This window comes from uncultured Nostoc sp., from assembly GCF_964247315.1.
Classification (GTDB): domain Bacteria; phylum Cyanobacteriota; class Cyanobacteriia; order Cyanobacteriales; family Nostocaceae; genus Nostoc.
Genome location: NZ_CAXTTT010000067.1, coordinates 1 through 17,006 on the forward strand (window position 1 = coordinate 1; position 17,006 = coordinate 17,006).

At 40.5% G+C, this 17,006-nt stretch carries 11 protein-coding genes and 3 pseudogenes; 10 read left to right on the top strand and 4 right to left on the bottom strand.

Annotation, left to right across the window (positions count from 1 at the left end):
• The 5 genes and pseudogenes from ACFE93_RS19840 to ACFE93_RS19860 form a co-directional block, all read left to right on the top strand.
• Positions 1–819: pseudogene (locus ACFE93_RS19840) on the top strand (ribosome assembly protein 4); the annotation flags it as partial.
• Between the two features lie 123 nt (positions 820–942).
• Positions 943–1,530 (top strand): Uma2 family endonuclease, encoded by a 588-nt coding sequence (locus ACFE93_RS19845; protein WP_375475432.1) that lies wholly within the window; start codon positions 943–945, stop codon positions 1,528–1,530.
• Complete coding sequence (locus ACFE93_RS19850) at positions 1,531–1,803, top strand: hypothetical protein (protein WP_375475434.1); 273 nt, start codon at positions 1,531–1,533, stop codon at positions 1,801–1,803.
• A gap of 109 nt (positions 1,804–1,912) precedes the next feature.
• Positions 1,913–2,320, top strand: a pseudogene (locus ACFE93_RS19855) (hypothetical protein); the annotation flags it as partial.
• 103 nt (positions 2,321–2,423) lie between these two features.
• On the top strand, positions 2,424–3,167 hold the full coding sequence (locus tag ACFE93_RS19860) for an alpha/beta fold hydrolase (RefSeq protein ID WP_375475436.1): 744 nt from the start codon (positions 2,424–2,426) through the stop codon (positions 3,165–3,167).
• Positions 3,168–3,867: 700 nt separating this feature from the next.
• Here ACFE93_RS19860 and ACFE93_RS19865 read toward each other — a convergent pair.
• Complete coding sequence (locus ACFE93_RS19865) at positions 3,868–4,371, bottom strand: hypothetical protein (RefSeq protein WP_375475438.1); 504 nt, start codon at positions 4,369–4,371, stop codon at positions 3,868–3,870.
• 804 nt (positions 4,372–5,175) lie between these two features.
• Here ACFE93_RS19865 and ACFE93_RS19870 point away from each other — a divergent pair.
• Positions 5,176–5,841: a phosphoribosyltransferase gene (locus tag ACFE93_RS19870; RefSeq protein ID WP_375475440.1), complete on the top strand. Its 666-nt coding sequence runs from the start codon at positions 5,176–5,178 to the stop codon at positions 5,839–5,841.
• A gap of 31 nt (positions 5,842–5,872) precedes the next feature.
• Positions 5,873–5,971, top strand: a pseudogene (locus ACFE93_RS19875) (oxidoreductase); the annotation flags it as partial.
• A gap of 180 nt (positions 5,972–6,151) precedes the next feature.
• Here the strand turns inward: ACFE93_RS19875 and ACFE93_RS19880 are convergent.
• Positions 6,152–6,964 carry a TetR family transcriptional regulator gene (locus ACFE93_RS19880; RefSeq protein WP_375475442.1) on the bottom strand — a complete coding sequence of 271 codons (813 nt, stop codon included), beginning with the start codon at positions 6,962–6,964 and terminating at the stop codon, positions 6,152–6,154.
• Positions 6,965–7,025: 61 nt separating this feature from the next.
• Between ACFE93_RS19880 and ACFE93_RS19885 the strand changes: the two genes are divergently transcribed.
• The 3 genes from ACFE93_RS19885 to ACFE93_RS19895 all read left to right on the top strand — a co-directional run bounded on the left by ACFE93_RS19885 (position 7,026) and on the right by ACFE93_RS19895 (position 11,926).
• Positions 7,026–8,009, top strand: coding sequence for a Rieske 2Fe-2S domain-containing protein (locus tag ACFE93_RS19885; RefSeq protein WP_375475483.1), 984 nt, complete (start codon positions 7,026–7,028; stop codon positions 8,007–8,009).
• 843 nt (positions 8,010–8,852) lie between these two features.
• Complete coding sequence (gene glgP, locus ACFE93_RS19890) at positions 8,853–11,066, top strand: alpha-glucan family phosphorylase (RefSeq protein WP_375475444.1); 2,214 nt, start codon at positions 8,853–8,855, stop codon at positions 11,064–11,066.
• A 104-nt stretch (positions 11,067–11,170) separates the two neighbouring features.
• Entirely contained in the window at positions 11,171–11,926 is a 756-nt protein-coding gene (locus tag ACFE93_RS19895) for a Uma2 family endonuclease (RefSeq protein WP_375475446.1), read from the top strand.
• 196 nt (positions 11,927–12,122) lie between these two features.
• Here ACFE93_RS19895 and ACFE93_RS19900 read toward each other — a convergent pair whose 3' ends face one another.
• Together ACFE93_RS19900 and ligA are read right to left on the bottom strand one after the other, a co-directional pair.
• Positions 12,123–14,270, bottom strand: coding sequence for a hypothetical protein (locus ACFE93_RS19900; RefSeq protein WP_375475448.1), 2,148 nt, complete (start codon positions 14,268–14,270; stop codon positions 12,123–12,125).
• Between the two features lie 436 nt (positions 14,271–14,706).
• On the bottom strand, positions 14,707–16,743 hold the full coding sequence (gene ligA, locus ACFE93_RS19905; RefSeq protein ID WP_375475450.1) for an NAD-dependent DNA ligase LigA: 2,037 nt from the start codon (positions 16,741–16,743) through the stop codon (positions 14,707–14,709).
• Between the last annotated feature and the right edge of the window lie 263 nt (positions 16,744–17,006).

Here is a 17,006-nt window from a genome sequence, read left to right on the forward strand (position 1 = left end):
ATCAAACTCTGGGATGTCAGCACAGGCAAAGCGATGAAAACCCTGACTGGGCATAGCAGTTCAGTCTATAGCGTAGTCTTCAGCCCCGATGGCAAGACACTGGCTTCTGGCAGTGATGACAAAACGGTGATTTTATGGGACTTAGATTTCAATGGTTTATTACTCAGTGGTTGTAACTTGCTGAATAATTACCTAGTTGCCCATCCAGAAGTGTTAGAAGAGTTGCAATCGTGCCAAACTCCATCGCAGTTGGCGCAAGGGGCGACAGTGTTAGTTATCCAAGGTGAGAAGTTAGCGCGAAATGATGATATTAATGGCGCTGTTGAAAAGTTCCGCCAAGCAAAGCAGTGGGATAATACATTAAAGTTTGATTTCCAGGCGAGAGCAAAAGAGTTTGTCAACAAAGGCAAGGCTGAACGCTCAGTTGATGAAGGAAATAGGCGTTTAGAAAAGAAAAAGTTTAAGGAAGCGTTAGCAGATTATACCGAAGCTCTCAAGCTCGATCCAAAAGTCGAAATTCCTATAAGTTCTTGGGCTGAACTATGCGGCCAAGGTAGTCTGCAAAAACAAGCTGCCGATGTGTTACCAGCCTGTGAAAAAGCCGTTACACTTGCACCTGAAGATGGCAACATTCGTAATAGTCGTGGCTTGGCTAGAGCGCTGACAGGCAATACCCAAGGGGCGATTGAGGACTTTGAAGCATACATTGCCCAGACTGACGATAAAGATAGTAAAGCACAACGGCAGCGCTGGGTGAAAGATTTACAGGCAGGGAAGAACCCGTTTACAGAAGCAGAGCTTAAAAAGTTACGGAATTAGGGAATTGGGCATTGGGCATGGGACATTGGGCATGGAGAGTATGGGGTGGTGGGGTAAAATTCTCTCCCCATCTCCTCATCTTCCTTATTGCATAGAATAGTTGTATTGAGTCATCAATTCACTATGACTGTAACCACCAAAAAACTGACTTTTGCAGAGTATCTCAAATATAGCGATCGCACATATACCCAATATGAATTGCTAGATGGAGAATTAATCCCCATGAGTCTTGGCACTGGCAAGCACGGCGGTATCTCGAAGTTTTTAGAACGAAGCTTTGATGACGAAAATGCCAAAATGGATAAGAACTGGACAGCACAAAAGTTTTCTGTGGGAGTGCGTTCTCCACGCTCTAGACGTTGGGACACCTCACGAATTCCAGATGTAGTAGTATTACCAACACAGCAATGGGAAGCACTTTCCAATCGAGAAGCTGTAATTGAACTCAACGAAACTCCTTCCATACTAGTAGTAGAAGTGGTCAGCGAATCTACACAAACCACAGACTACCGCAGTAAACGTTCTGAGTATGCTGTTCCCGGAATTCCTGAATACTGGATTGTTGACCCCATTCAAGAGGTGGTAACAATATGCACCTTAGTAGAAGGGTTCTATGATGCTGTTGCATTCCAAGGACAAGAACGCATCATCTCTTCGACTTTTCCACACTTGGATTTGAGTGCTGAACAAATCTTGGCAGGACACAAGTAAATGGCATACAGCGATTTTAGTCTCGCTAAGGTGAAAAAGAGTTTTGATTTAACACTCGATGAAACTCGGAATTTATTTGTTGATACAAAACCTGTTACACCATCAGAAACTCTCAGAACAATTTTAATTGATTACATTCCTTTAGCAACTGCAATTTCAACCGAAAAAGCCAGGTCAGAGTTTTTAATTGCACCAATTCTGGCAGAAGTCAGCCCCTTCGGGGAAGTCAAAAGTCAAAAGTCAAAAGTCAAACATTTTGAACCCCATAAATAAATTTAGGGGCTTGAGTCAGCGGACGCCGTATTTCTTGCGTTGCACGTCTCGAAATACATTTTTTCTTTTTCCATAAATAAATTTAGGGGCTTGTACCTTTTTCTTTCTGGTCAGACGATTATTAAACAATCAAATATCGCTGTTCTCTGGAAATGACTTTAATGTTGATGCGACTCTAGGCTTGCAAGGTTTTTGCGATTATATAATCAGCAATTCCCAAAAGCAACTATTTATTTCTGCTCCAGGAATGTTTATTTTTGAAGCGAAAAAAGAAGACATTATCGGCGGTTTGGGTCAATGTGTAGCGGCAATGATTGCAGCGCAACTGTTCAATTTAAATCAAGGTAATGAAGTTGAGCGGATTTATGGATCGGTTACTAGTGGAACTAACTGGAAGTTTTTATTTTTAGAAGAGACAACTGTTTATATAGATTCGACTGAATACTATATTAAAGAAGTTGATAAAATTTTGGGTATTTTATTGCAACCTTTTCAGTTTGTTTTAACTGCTGTTTGAATATATAGCAGGTGCTGATGTAACTTACCCGATCGAGATTAAAAATTTGCTAAAAAATAAGAGAAGTTAAAAACTTGTCCACCATTACCACTATTCAATTGATATGAGTTTATATTGTCTAGTTCACGGTGCTTTCCAAGCCACTTGGTGTTGGGATTTGCTAATTCCCTACTTAGAAGCACAGGGTCACAAAACCGTAGCAATGGATTTGCCAATTGAAAATGCATCTGCTACTTTGTCCCAACTTGCGAATGCAGTAATTCAAGCGCTGCCAAAAACTGATGATGATATTGTACTAGTCGGTCACTCAATGGCTGGTACTATAATTCCCCTGGTTGCAGAAGCGGTAAAAGTGCGTCAACTAGTATTTGTAGCTGCGCTGCTCCCCTATCCTGGAGTTAGTACACTCGACCAATTTTCTCATCGTCTTGATTCTGATACGCTCAAATCATTCAATTACCAGCCAAAACATCCAAGTAAGCTCGAACAGTTCTACGATGAGCCTGATATGTATGAACCAGCTTCCGTAGGCAAAGATTATTCAGACGAAGCAGTATTAAGGGAATTTTTCTTTCATGATTGTCAACCAGATGTAGTAGAGTGGGCAATCTCGAAAAGTCGTTCGCAACAATCTATGGCATATATTTTTGAAACGAATCCTCTAAAAGTTTTGCCGCATGTTGAGCGTAAATATATTGTTTGTACTGATGACCGAATATTGTCTCCTACATGGTCGCGCTACGCCGCACGTAAGCGCTTAGGAGTCGATGCCATTGAGCTAGCTTCTGGACATTGCCCGCATCTGTCTCATCCTGACCTTCTGGCTTCAGTATTAACTAGTGATTAATTGCTTGAGCTAAATCAATTAAATCAATTGGAGAAAACAGAGAAATAATCGATAATTATGAGTTTTGGTGAATTTTTTATGGCAGTCGGGAACATCCAAAATCATTTTCCCAAGCGGACTATCTTACTGGTGCGTTGGCGCAGCCCGCCGTAGGCATCGCCCATAATAAATGAAGCCCCATAAAGGTAAACTGGTATAAATTGGAGGAGAGATGTAGAGGATATATCTCCCTTGAGGAAAACCCAGATTCAATAACAATTACAGTTAGTGCTGTTAAAGTAGAATAATTGACAAAGGAAGAACAGCGCGATTGTCTCCAGCAAAAATTGCCAGTTTCTTGATAAGCTTTAATAGCTAAAAAATAGTGACAGCATCGCTTAGACAACAAATTCAATAGTCACCAACGATTAAAATTTTAGCTTAACAAATTCAAGACTTTAATTATACGATTCAAATAAACCTGGCGATCGCAGCTTAACTTCCACACTTTTTTTAGGGTGACGCATACTAAGGCGATAACACACCTGACACCCATACCATATTCTAATTTGGAAAATAGCTTCCAAAGATTTTTACCTTACTTTGGTAAGGGAGGGTTCAATAAAAGTAATTTTAGAAAAGAATGTGACAGAACATCAGCTTCGGTTTTACTCGGTTCAACCTAGCCCATATAAGATTTTGAAAGTAATTTTAGGCAATATTAGGCGCTGATGGGTTGTTGTTCAGATTCAATTAACTGATTATTCGGTACATCAAATCTAATAGTACTAGCCGCCCAGTCTTTGAAATCGGGTGCTAGCCAGACTAGCTTACGCAGAATTTCATCATTGACCCACAACACCAAGGGGAACTGAAACTGTTTCCGAAATTCATCTCGCATGATATTGGTACTAATAATCAGTTGGTTAATTGCCACTACAGATTCTAAGCCCCTTACGATCAAAGCTTCGGGTTGAGTAGTACCAATTTCACTTTTAATAGCTGTGTATAACTTGTCAACCGTAGGTGAGAGCAAAATTTCGTGGATATCTGCTGATGAAAATTCTGTTAACAAATTCAGCACTTGCTGCTGCCTTTGAACGCAGTTACAACACGCCAATAATAGTGAAAACTCTCCACCAGAAACCATCATCGCCCTTGCCAGTCTCTTAGTGGCTGCTGTGCTGCTAACTGTGCCGTTTTCTGAATTAGTTAAGCCGATCATTAAAAACACCCTTCTTTTGATTTTCAAACATATTCAGTGATTCTACCCTATTAATTTTTATTCAAAAGTGTTAATTGGGTAACTTTTATGACCTTTTTCTGTAATATTAAGCATTATATAACGAACAACCAGATGGTGCATTATCTCATATTCACAATTTAGGGATAATGTAAAGATAACATCAACATAATGTCAGTAACAGGGGACACGGGAAGAATTAACAATTGAATTCTCACTGGATTTTCATAGATTTTTGCATCTGCTAGCAATTAAGTAATTTTCTAAAATATAGTAAAAAAAATACTCAGTAAAAGTTTAACAGTAAATGTTAGCAAGTGGCAAAACTTATAACAGCTTTTAAATGCACCGCTACTTAAACATTAGGTTTTCCATGTCACCCTTCTTTTGTGGTTGCACTATAACTTTGCTTCACGCTAACACCAGTTACCTACAGCAGTAAACCCCCTACAAGGAGAGTTCACCGCATCACTGTGTCTTCTCAACAAGCCATTTGGGGACGGATATTGAGTGTGGAGGAGTAAAATAGTCTCAGCGCAAGATGCAGAAATCTTATTGCATTAAAGCTAACTCATCCGTTTGATAGAACTGTAGATAGAAGATGTCGCTCCGTTAGTGGAGGACAGGAAATATTTAGCTTTCTAAGATCGATTCAGAACATCTGAACTATAACAACAAGTTTGGAATTTGCTCAATTGCTTTATTTTTTGAGGTTGATAGCCAATAACAAACGTATGTAAATATTTTTTATTTAATTTTTTGGAAACCAATTAGGAATATCACACCATGCTATTTAAAAATCGGAGGTTTGCGGGTCAAGTTTTGGCTAAGGAGTTAACCGCTTATGCTAACAACCCAGATGTTCTGGTATTAGGGCTACCAAGGGGTGGTGTACCCGTTGCTTTTGAAGTTGCCAAAACGTTAAATGCTCCCTTAGATGTTTTAGTGGTACGTAAATTGGGTGTGCCCGATCAAGAAGAACTAGCGATGGGAGCGATCGCTTCTGGTGGTGTGCGGATAGTCAATAAAAATATTATCAGCCTGGTGAAGATATCCGATGAAGTAATTGCCAGAGTGTCGGCGCAAGAAGAACGGGAGTTAGAGCGGCGGGAACGGCTTTATCGGGGAAATCGCCCCTTAAAAGATTTACAAGGACGCACAGTCATCTTGGTAGATGATGGTTTAGCCACGGGTGCAACGATGTGGGCTGCTGTTGTAACTGTGCGAAAACACCAACCTGCTCAGATCGCGATCGCTGTGCCTGTGGCCGCACCTGAAACTTGCCAAGAATTAGAAACTGAAGTAGACGAAATCGTTTGCGTCTCGACACCCAGCCCTTTCCGCAGCGTTGGTCTTTGGTACGAAAGCTTTCCCCAAACTACCGATGAAGAAGTCCGTTACTTACTCGCAAAAGCGGCGAAGAACGGTGAAGCAATACCTCTTGGTATGTAGATAAAGATTAAGTTTATGAGATAGTCTCAACTTACCAGCAGATGCCATTGCTCGTGCGATCGCATACGCCATTGAACAGCCTAGTGATGTTGATGTGAATGAAATCATCATCCGTCCGACACGTCAATAACTTTAAATTTCGGCTTACAGAGCAAGCATTCGGCTCAGATAGCCAGATGATATCTTGAACATTACGAGTGTAGAATTTCGCTTAAAAAAACTCTGTTTTTCTACCGAAGACTTGACAGTTAAGTTTTGTACCGTATTCAAATTAATTCAGGAAATAAAACAATCGCCCTCAAGAAAGCGATCACTTTTGATCGGCCAGAGATGTCTTCAACATAACCGATCGCTGGGAATTCTCTACTAACTGTTTGCCACATTCCTTACAACGATAACACTGTTTCCCCCGTCGATACCCGTTTTTGGATAACTGCTTCGATTGACAGCGGGGACATATCATTACTTTCATTACATTACTCAACCGATTGTCATCCATATATGGCTCTAAATATGAGACCATCAAGTCCTCAATCTGTTGAGTCAACTGTTTACGGTACTCCTCATCGGGGCTGCGAAGTGCCGCTAGCATAACCGCATTGCTACTATGCACACACACTTCTGCTAGTAAACTGTAATGTTCCTCCCTCAGTGCGGGATTTCGCTGCTTCAGCATATTCGCCATGAAGTTGATCGCCTCCTGGGTCATGCTTTCATCGATTGACTGGAAAATTTCGCGTGCCAGAAAAAACTGCACAAACACCACCCGCGATACTGGCTGTTCAAATAGTTTTGCAACAGTCGTTACAAGCGCATGAATCATTTGACGGAATGGCAACTGGACAATTATAGGGATGTCTATTTGTGCCCACATAGCCTTCACCCGCTCAACATGGCGTAACTCCATCGCCTTGAAAATAGCAGCTTTGTCAGGGAAAAATTGATACACAGAGCCGATCGCTGTCCCTGCTTTTGCTGCAATCTGATGAGTTGTTGCTGCTTCATAGCCCATTTCATCAAATACAGCAGCAGCAGCATCTAGGATTTTTTCAACTCGTTCCTTACCTCGCTGCTGTTTGGGTTGGTGGCGCAAGCTACTTGACGAATGTGAATATTTTGTCATATTTTGGAAATGCGACAAATCTTTCACAATTTTATCTTTAGTGGAGAATCCTATGCAATCTATGCTTCCTGGAGCGCCTTGGTTGTTAGCGCACAAGTCTATGCTGACAGTGAATCAACCTCGAAAAATTTCTTTGTATGGTGCTGACTATGTGATGTGGAAGGATACTGTTGGAGACATCCATGCTTTACCCAACGCTTGCCCTCATCTAGGAGCGATGCTATCAGAAGGATGGTGCGAAGCCCAAAGCGATAGCACTTGTGCTATAGTCTGTCCGTTTCATGCCCTGAAGTTTGATGGAGCGGGCTGCACTGTACTGCCCGGAGCGAGCAAGAAAACATTACCTCAGCTGAAACCTTTAGAACTAAAAATTCAAGGTGATTTCGTCTGGTCTTATGGGGAATACGAGCCAAAAATATCCATTCCTACTGTACTGAATGAAATTGCAAACACCTACTACTTTGTTGGGCATACCGCAGATCGAAGTATTGAGACAGACTTACTAACTATGCTGCTGAATATGCACGACTACAATCATCAAAACGGCACTCACCGGGACTTATTTCGGATTACTGAGGTGCAATTTCATCAATTCATTGATAATGGGCATCACTCCCATGCGTTTTATGATATGCCGACGGCCCCTTACAGTTTAGTAGAAAAGCTCAGAAAACCGGATTTGTTTCTGATACCCAGCACTATTAAGGCCCATCTGGAAAATCATTTCCCATCCCTGGTGATTTTTCATGGAGAAATGCCGTTGGGTAAAGCGGCGCAGTGTCACATTTTTGTGCCAGAAACAGAGAATCGGACACGAACTTATATTTTGCTATTCGGTCAAGCCAAGCATCCTGCTTTTAAGGTTTTTGGCAACACTTATCTTAAGTTTGGCAAGGTCATAGTGGATCAAGATACTGATATTCTGGGAAAAATTTATCCAGATACACCTCAGAAAATTAAACTCAATAATGAAATAGGTATGGATTGGGTACGACGTAATTTTGAAAGCTTCCCTAATGTAGTTTCACCTAACCTTTCAAAGTAAATTTTGAGAATATTTTCAGCTGTTGCTACTTTACCTATAAATGCCTGAATGTAGTTAGCGATCCCATTTAAGCAGTCAGCCAATGCTATCCGTAGTGGATCGTAAGGTCTAAAAGGCCACATTCCTAAGGAAAGTAGCATCGCCCATCCACCTGCAATTAGACATAGCAGCGATCGCATGAGGCTATGATTGGATCGGAAATCTAACGAAATTACTTCGATTCATCTGAATTTTTTTGTTAATAAAACAAAATTTTTATCTGAATTCTCTTAATATTTTGATATATTCAGATTTATTCTAATTGATAGCTTTTACAAAAACTAAATACTAGAATGCACATTTTGCTACTTTATAATTCATCCTTAATTATTCGTTAACAGATATGAGCTTTATCGTGGATAACGGCATAAGTGCTGTGATTGTCTTATAAAAAGCATTAAGATGATGCAAATAACTGTAGTTAAAAATTGACTATTATCAAAACATATAAATAAATTTAGTTGCTTATTGTAAATTTTTAAATAAAAATTTACAATAAGATAAAAAAAGTAAAAGAATGTCAAGGAATTTGATAGAAAAAAATATCAAATCTGTCCAAAAGTAGAGATAATTTTTAGAAGACGAAAACAATAAAAACCATTTACTTGGATAAGGTTTGATGTCGAGAAACTGTTCCAACTTCAGGGGAGAATTCAGCAAGTGAAGACTCTGGTGTTATAAACCTGAAGAGGAAATAAAAGGGACTGGGCATGGGGCATTGGGCATTGGGCATTAGTTTCGCCTAGTCCCCAATCCCCATTCCCCAATAGAGAAAAAGTTAAGCGCGAGGACATAGATTTTAGTATGGCTAATAGTAGTGCAATCACCGCAGCACGACACTTGAGTAAAAAATTACCTTCACCACTCAAGCGTTTGGCAGATTTGGCTTATAACTACTGGTGGAGTTGGAGTAGCGATCGCATCTCCCTATTCCAAAGCATTGATCCCCAAGAATGGGAACGCTGTGGGCATAATCCAGTAGCAATTTTAGAGTCAGCAACTTACGAGCGTTTGACCCAATTAGCAGAAGACCCATTTTACCTAAAGCAGATATCCGCCCTCGCGCGTGAGTTTGACCAATATATCAACCAGCAAGATACTTGGGTCAGTCGAGTTGCACCGCAAGTATCCAAAGAGCGCCCGATTGCTTACTTTTGCGCCGAATTTGGTATCCATGAATCTCTACCCGTCTACTCTGGCGGTTTGGGAATTCTCGCCGGGGATCACTTGAAATCATCATCAGATTTGGGTGTGCCGTTGGTTGGTGTTGGCTTGTTGTATCGCCAAGGTTATTTTCGGCAACGCTTGAACCGCCAAGGTTGGCAAGAAGATTATTATATTGACAATCCCTTTGGACACATGCCCCTGGAGTTAATTAAAAATGAGCAAGGGGAATCAGTCACTATCGAGTTACAGATTCGCCAACGGGTTGTGAAAGTGCAAATTTGGCGAGTGCAAGTTGGGCGAGTCACATTATATTTATTAGATAGCGATCGCCACGATAACGATCCCATTGACCGTTGGCTAACGGGACACCTATACGGCGGTAATTTGGAAACCCGCATCGCCCAAGAAGTCGTTTTGGGAATTGGTGGTGTTCGCGCCCTACACGCCTTGGGAATTGAACCTTCTGTCTATCACCTCAATGAAGGACACGCTGCATTCTGCACTTTAGAAGTTGCGCGGGTAGAAATTGAGCGGACTGGTAAATCCTTCTATGACATTGAAGCCAAGGTACGGAACAGTTGTGTATTCACCACCCATACTCCCGTTCCCGCCGGTCATGATGTCTTCTCCCCTGATTTAATAGACTCTTTCTTTGCTAGCTATTGGCCGCAATTACGACTTTCTCGCGAGCAATTTTTGGCATTGGGTGCAAGGCGATTGGGCGATCCTTGGGAACCCTTTGGGATGACCGTTTTAGCATTGCGGATGTCTCGTGCCTGCAATGGCGTGAGTGAATTACACGGTCAAGTTTCTCGTAAAATGTGGACAGTTCTCTATCCGCAGCGATCGGAAGACAAAGTACCAATTGGTTACATTACTAATGGCGTTCATGCACCTACTTGGACTGCACCCCTGTTAGGTGACTTATATAACCAATATTTGGGAGTAGACTGGAAAAATCGCGCCGTCGATCCCAAAATGTGGGCTAAAGTTGACGAGATTCCTGACGAGGAATTGTGGTCGCGACATCTCATCCTCAAAGAAAGATTGATTGCCTTCACCCGTTATAAGGTGAAAAAATCACGGGAGTTACGTGGCGAAAATTATGAACTCATTCAAGCAACTGAAAAATTACTCGACCCCAATGTATTAACCATTGGATTTGCCCGACGCTTCAGCCCTTATAAACGCGGGGATCTGATTTTGCGCGATGCCGAACGCGCATTGAAGATTTTTGGTAATCCCCAACGTCCAGTACAAATTATCTTTGCAGGTAAAGCGCACCCAGCCGATGAAGAAGGTAAGCGGATTATCCAACGCTTGATGGAGTGGTGTCACAATTCCGGGATTATCAACCGAGTTGCTTTTATTGAAGATTACGACATTTACACTGGTCAAAAATTAGTGCAAGGTGTGGATGTTTGGTTGAATAATCCCCGTCGTCCTTTGGAAGCGTCTGGTACGAGTGGACAAAAAGTCTGCTTCAACGGCGGTCTTAATTGCAGCGTTTTGGATGGTTGGTGGTGCGAAGGCTACCAAGCAGGGCCAGATGGTAAAGGAATTAACGGTTGGGCAATTGGTGAAGATGCTAATACTAGCGATCAAGAATTGCAAGATCGAATTGATTCGCGATCGCTTTATCAGCTGTTAGAAGAAGAAATCGTTCCTCTATACTATGACCAAGATGCCGAAGGTATTCCCCATCGTTGGGTGCAAATGATGAAAACGTCCATTAAGACAAATGCGCCGTTATTCAACACCGACAGAATGATTGCCGACTACGTTTCACAGGTGTATGTGCCAGAAATTTCTAAGAGTGTGGAACCGATTTTAGCTAAAGTACTGCTTTAGAGCATTTTCAGTTTCCTGGTTAAATAGAGGGGCGGGTTTTCTGCCCCTTTTTTTGCTCCTAGTATCGCCTGCGATAAGATCGAGAATAAATTCATGCTGTGTTTATGGCAACCCAACTCAGCCAAGCCAAATCACCAATAGAACTGGTAATCTCTTGGGAAGCCTTACCCAAAGATTTTCAACTAGAGGATGAACCAGTGGAGAATACCGGTCAGCCACTTTTGGCTGGTGCTTTGCGTGAAAGCCTAGAAATCAGTGGATTCATCCAACCCCAGATGTTGATAGCTTCAAACTTTGGTCTTTGTGCGACAGTCAACGGTCAATTTATTGCCAAAGCACCAGACTGGGTTTATGTGCCGTCGGTTAATGAAGTGGTGGCTAACCGCAAAAGTTATACACCTAATTTAGAAGGAGATATTCCGGCGATCGCTATTGAATTTTTATCCGATACTGACGGTGGAGAATATTCGGTAAAGCGAACTTATCCACCAGGAAAATGGTTTTTCTACGAGCAAATTTTGCAAATTCCCATTTACATAATTTTTGAACCTTATGGCGGTTTATTAGAATATTATCAACTAGAAAATAAACGCTATGAGTTAAAGCAACCTGACGAAAATGGTCGTCATTGGATTGATGTAATGGGCTTATTTTTGGGAACTTGGCAAGGAACAAAAGAAGCGCGAACTGGTTATTGGTTGCGCTGGTGGGATCGAGATGAGAATTTGTTACCGTGGGCTGTAGAACAGATTGAACAAGAACGTCAACGCGCCGAACAAGAGCGCCAGCAAAAAGAAGGACTGATTGCTTACTTACAATCTCAGGGTATCGATCCGAATAACTTGCCCCCGTTTGAGTAGAGGCAATTCATGAATTGTCTTACAACAATTATCTGATTGTGCAAAACCAACTAGTTTGCGATAAGAATCCTGAATCATTCCTGAGAAACAATATCCCTGATAATTTTTACTAAGTCAGGGATCTACGAATTGCAGTTTTCACAAATAAAATAGGATTGCTATAGTAATCCTATTTTATTATCTGAATGGATACTCATCACTCTGGGAATATCTTTTTGAGTTCAGAAATATAATTGGAGTTGGTTGTTTTCCACTCTTGCCATGCATTTTGAATAGCTTCTTTTTGTTCTTGAGTTAACTGCCAAGAAAGTGGAGGATTAATTTTACCACGAGGAAATTTAATGGGAATATGCATAATTTCTATTCCTTTTTGACAATATTTATCTTTTAAAAATTGCTGAACTTTTTCCTGCTCATCATGCTTGTAGCCACATTTATACTTGTCTATCAAAAGTTCTATATTTAATGTATTGCCTTCGTTCTGTGTATCACTACGAACATTTAATAAAGCAAGCAATGAACCAATAACTTCCATCTGCCATCCCGGAGCGCCTTTTTCTTTTTGGGGATTCTCATCATCAGGAAAAGCATTGATTTGGATTAAAATAACTTTTTTAATTTGGTGAGATTGCTCAGATTCTAATAGTTGATCGAGTAATTCTATGGTAGTACCAATACCAAAATTGTCGAAGTAACCACCATCACCTATATGATAATTCCATCTAGTGTCTTGACTAGGACGACATACAGGAGATACATAAGGAAAAGTGGCAGATAATCTAGCGGCTGTCGTCACATCAATATCATATTCTGGATAAAGCGTATTAAAATCTATAGATTTGCAATCCTTATGCGGACTAAAAGTCATTGGACTAACTAAAAAACGCCGTCCATCTTCAACTAAAGTTGCATTAAAAATAGGAATAGGAATAATTCCTTGGTCAATTTTATCGCTCCAGCTAGCTAAACTTTCATTTTTAGTTTTCATTTCCCCTTTCCAATCTATTTCGATAGCAGTACCACGGTCTTGCTCAGTTGCAGTATTATTTTCTTGTGCTTTTGGTACGACAAAAGGTAAACCAATAAAACGAAGTAAATCTGGATAAGCGAATCCCCAGCCTGTAGCATCCAAACTATCTTCTGTAGCGCTTTTAAAAATCTGTTTTAATTGATTTTCTTCTGGATAACCCCGATCTCCAAATCTATCCAAATAAAACATTGTTCCGACAGAACCACCAGAAACTGAGCTTATCCAACCAATAGCTTTGGTAAATTTAGATCCAAGTTCTTGCTGTAAACCAGTCAAAACTTTAGCTGTCCATCCAGATGCTTGAATACCTCCACCACTAGCACAAACTACTACTAAAGTTTTATCTTCAGTTTGTTGATTTTTCAGACGTTGAGAGATAACATTAATCCACTTTTCTTTTGTTGGTTTTTCCCAGATATTTTTTGAGTATATTTTATAAAAATGGTCTGTTTTAAAAATAGCATAAGAAGCAGATGAAATTGCTAAAAATAATAGCAACGTAGGAATGCGAGACACGTCAACAAAGTAAGAAATACCTCCTATCCACACTACCATAACTGACAGAATGAGAGTAATATAAAAAAGAGCAGGAGCTTCAAATCTATTAGGAATTGGGCGAGGTTTCAATATAAAATAACCTAACCCATAAACAATTAATAGAAAAATGGAAAATACTGTTATTGCAGCAATTCCGTAAGATAAATTACCTTTTACATCTACATAACCTCTTTGTATTCTTTCTGGTAACAAATAAATTATTTTCAATAAGACCTGTTTTAAAAACTGATTGGATTCAAAAAAATGCTTGTTAAAGTAATTGGTTATTAGCAATAAAGCTCCTGCAATAATGCCAAATATAATTCCCCAACCTTCCCAGCTACGATCTGCTTCTTCTATTTCTTTTTTAGAAAGCTGAATCGCTTTTATGGCAATTGGAAGACTTAAGATAATAGCGATTAAATATTGGAGAAATTCTGGAATTCTTTGCTGCTGAGGTACATCAAAACGAAGATGGGAATTATACAAGATAGTATCGAAAACTTGTATCGTAGCCAGTCCTGCTAAAACTGCACCTCCAATAACTAAAACCAACTGATTATTAGCGCGAAGTACAAATAAGTTTTTCAACATTGCTGATAAACCAGTATTCACTGAAATTGTTGGCAATAATAACAGCAATAAACCAATAATTATAGGTACTCGCAAAAAGAAAATATATTGCAATACACTGTAGAAATTTTGTAGCATTAAAATCAGGAATGCTAGTCCCAACCACAAGACAATACCGTTAAAAACCTGTTGTCTTTTGTTCATGACAAATCTCTGTAAATATACAAAAGGTTAATTGTTTTTGTTCATATTGGTTTATATCTTGCACTAGTTTCCAGATAAATAAGATTGAAGAATAATTCAGAATTCAGGAGCAAAGTCGGAGACGCTCCGCCTCCGGTCAGAATCAAGACGCTTGTGGACTCGCTCTAGGAGTAAGATATAAGCCAATAGAGTTTGATACACAAGAACATATCAAAATTCCGCAAAATTGATTATGAAGTTATATTTAGTTAAGTATTAAGGAGTCCTAAATATGTATTGATACCAGAGTCTAAAAAATATAAAGCATAAGCAGATTTTATCAGCCAAGTAAATAATGCGGGTTGTAGCGGTTATGCTTTCGGGCTGATCGAGCGGTCTGGGTTAATCGCCTGGATTCGTTCATTAAATATATAGCTTTCCAGGCGTTTACCTTGTTTCAACCTTCAACCATCTCTAACAATTGCACCTCGCTTAACTGCGTAATTCCCAAAGAAATTGCTTTTTCTAACTTGGAACCGGCCTCATCTCCTAACACTAAATAATCTGTTTTTTTACTCACTGAATCAGTCACTTTTCCCCCAGCTTTTTGAATCAAAGCCTTCGCTTCATCTCGCTTTAAGGTTGGCAATGTTCCCGTAATTACAAAATTTTTACCTGCGAACTTTTGATTGCAATCTCCAACTATTTTTGTTTCCTCTGGGGCAGTTAATTGCAATCCTTCTGCTTGTAAGCATTCTATCAACTTTTGGTTAGCGTCAATCCGAAACCATTGGTATACTGATTGGGCAATTTCAGCACCAATACCGTAAATGCCTTCAATATCTGATTGCTTTGCCGTAGCTAACTGGTCTACAGCGAAATATTTCTGAGTCAACAATTGAGCATTTACACTGCCAACATGACGGATACCTAAACCATACAATACTCTTGACCAAGGTTGATTTTTTGATTGAGCGATCGCATCAATCAACTTCTCTGCCGACTTTTTCCCCATCCTTTCCAATTCAGATAATTTCTCTGCTGTCAACTCATATAAATCAGCAACGGAATGTACCAAACCTTTATCAACAAGTTGATATACCAGCTTTTCGCCCATACCTTTAATATCCAAGGCATCACGACTTACCCAATGTTCAATGGAACCTTTGAGAATCGCCGCACAGGAAGCATTGACGCACCGAGTCACTGCCTCACCTGATTCTCGCACCACCAGTTGACCGCAGACTGGGCAATGGGTAGGCATAACAAAGGGTTCGATGTCAGCAGGACGGAGTTCTTTGATTACCCTCAGCACTTCTGGAATGATTTCCCCAGCTTTACGGACAATCACAGTATCGCCAATGCGAATATCTAATTGAGTAATGCGATCGCTATTATGTAAGGTGGCGCGGGAAACTGTTGTTCCCGCCAGTTGCACCGGGCGCATCTCGGCTAACGGCGTTAACGCCCCCGTTCGTCCCACATTTACAGCAATATTTTCCACACGGGTAGGTGCTTCCTCGGCTGGATACTTTAAGGCTACTGCCCACCGGGGAAATTTCTGCGTAAATCCTAGCTGTTCCTGAAGTTTAAAAGAATTCAGCTTCACTACTACCCCATCAGTCATGTAGGGTAAATTCAGCCGTTCCGTATCCCAGTATTCATAATATTTTGCCACTTCTGCGATCGAAGCACAGAGTTTATGGTTGGCGTTGACTCGAAAACCCATCTTTTCCAACAACTCCAACGCTTCCCATTGGGTATTAGCAATACTAGTGTCATCTCTACCAGGAATGTGCAGGGTGTAGCCAAAGAAATCTAACCGCCGTTTAGCGACAATGCGGGAGTCTAGTTGCCTGAGTGTACCAGCTGCGGCATTACGGGGATTAGCAAATAATTGCTCGCTTGCTTTTTGCCTTTCCTCGTTGATTTGTTTAAATACTTCCAACGGCAAAAACGCTTCACCTCGCACTTCTACTCTTTCTAAAATTTCTAAACCTTCAAAATTCAAACGTAAGGGAATTGAGCGAATCGTCCGCACATTTTGAGTGATATCTTCACCCGTTACCCCATCACCCCTAGTTGTCCCTCTAACTAGAATGCCATCTTGGTAGGTAAGAGCCAAAGCAGAACCATCAATTTTAAGTTCAGTGACATATTCCACTGAATCTATTTTCGGTACTTGTCGCCGCCAACGCTGATCCCATCCTTGCAACTCATGAATATTGAATGCATTCTCCAGACTGTACAAAGGGATATTGTGCCGCACCGAGGTAAACTGCGTTGCCGGCCTCTCACCCACACGCTGAGTCGGACTATCGGGTGCTGTCAATTCTGGATATTGAGTTTCCAGTTGTTGCAATTCTCGATATAGCTGGTCATAGATTGCATCCTCCATGATTGGAGCATCTAGGACGTAATAAGCGAAGCTTGCTTGTTGCAATAACTGGCGCAATTCTTCTGTACGCTTTACTTCCGGCTTAATCTGTGTCATTAGAATTATTATAAAATATCTAGAATTAGGGCTAACAAATCATACATTTGTACTATACAAAATTTTTTTTGGCTTTTGAGCTATATCCAAAGCTAAATAAGTTTTACCAAATTTTCCGCTACTCAGTACTTAAATCAGGCGATAGTGGCACGAAATTTTGTCTGATTAGAACAGAGAGGATCGTAGCAAGAGGAGTTGATTAAATACATCATCTAAAGCGTATCTATCGACAGAAGGATTTATTATTACTTAGCAACTAGCTA

Bases quoted from the DNA above. Each gene is read 5' to 3' on its own strand.
- ACFE93_RS19860 (WP_375475436.1), top strand. From the start codon at position 2,424: ATGAGTTTATATTGTCTAGTTCACGGTGCTTTCCAAGCCACTTGGTGT.
- ACFE93_RS19880 (WP_375475442.1), bottom strand. From the start codon at position 6,964: ATGACAAAATATTCACATTCGTCAAGTAGCTTGCGCCACCAACCCAAA.
- ACFE93_RS19870 (WP_375475440.1), top strand. From the start codon at position 5,176: ATGCTATTTAAAAATCGGAGGTTTGCGGGTCAAGTTTTGGCTAAGGAG.
- ACFE93_RS19895 (WP_375475446.1), top strand. From the start codon at position 11,171: ATGGCAACCCAACTCAGCCAAGCCAAATCACCAATAGAACTGGTAATC.
- ACFE93_RS19900 (WP_375475448.1), bottom strand. From the start codon at position 14,270: ATGAACAAAAGACAACAGGTTTTTAACGGTATTGTCTTGTGGTTGGGA.
- ACFE93_RS19865 (WP_375475438.1), bottom strand. From the start codon at position 4,371: ATGATCGGCTTAACTAATTCAGAAAACGGCACAGTTAGCAGCACAGCA.
- ACFE93_RS19850 (WP_375475434.1), top strand. From the start codon at position 1,531: ATGGCATACAGCGATTTTAGTCTCGCTAAGGTGAAAAAGAGTTTTGAT.
- ACFE93_RS19885 (WP_375475483.1), top strand. From the start codon at position 7,026: ATGCTTCCTGGAGCGCCTTGGTTGTTAGCGCACAAGTCTATGCTGACA.
- glgP (WP_375475444.1), top strand. From the start codon at position 8,853: ATGGCTAATAGTAGTGCAATCACCGCAGCACGACACTTGAGTAAAAAA.
- ligA (WP_375475450.1), bottom strand. From the start codon at position 16,743: ATGACACAGATTAAGCCGGAAGTAAAGCGTACAGAAGAATTGCGCCAG.
- ACFE93_RS19845 (WP_375475432.1), top strand. From the start codon at position 943: ATGACTGTAACCACCAAAAAACTGACTTTTGCAGAGTATCTCAAATAT.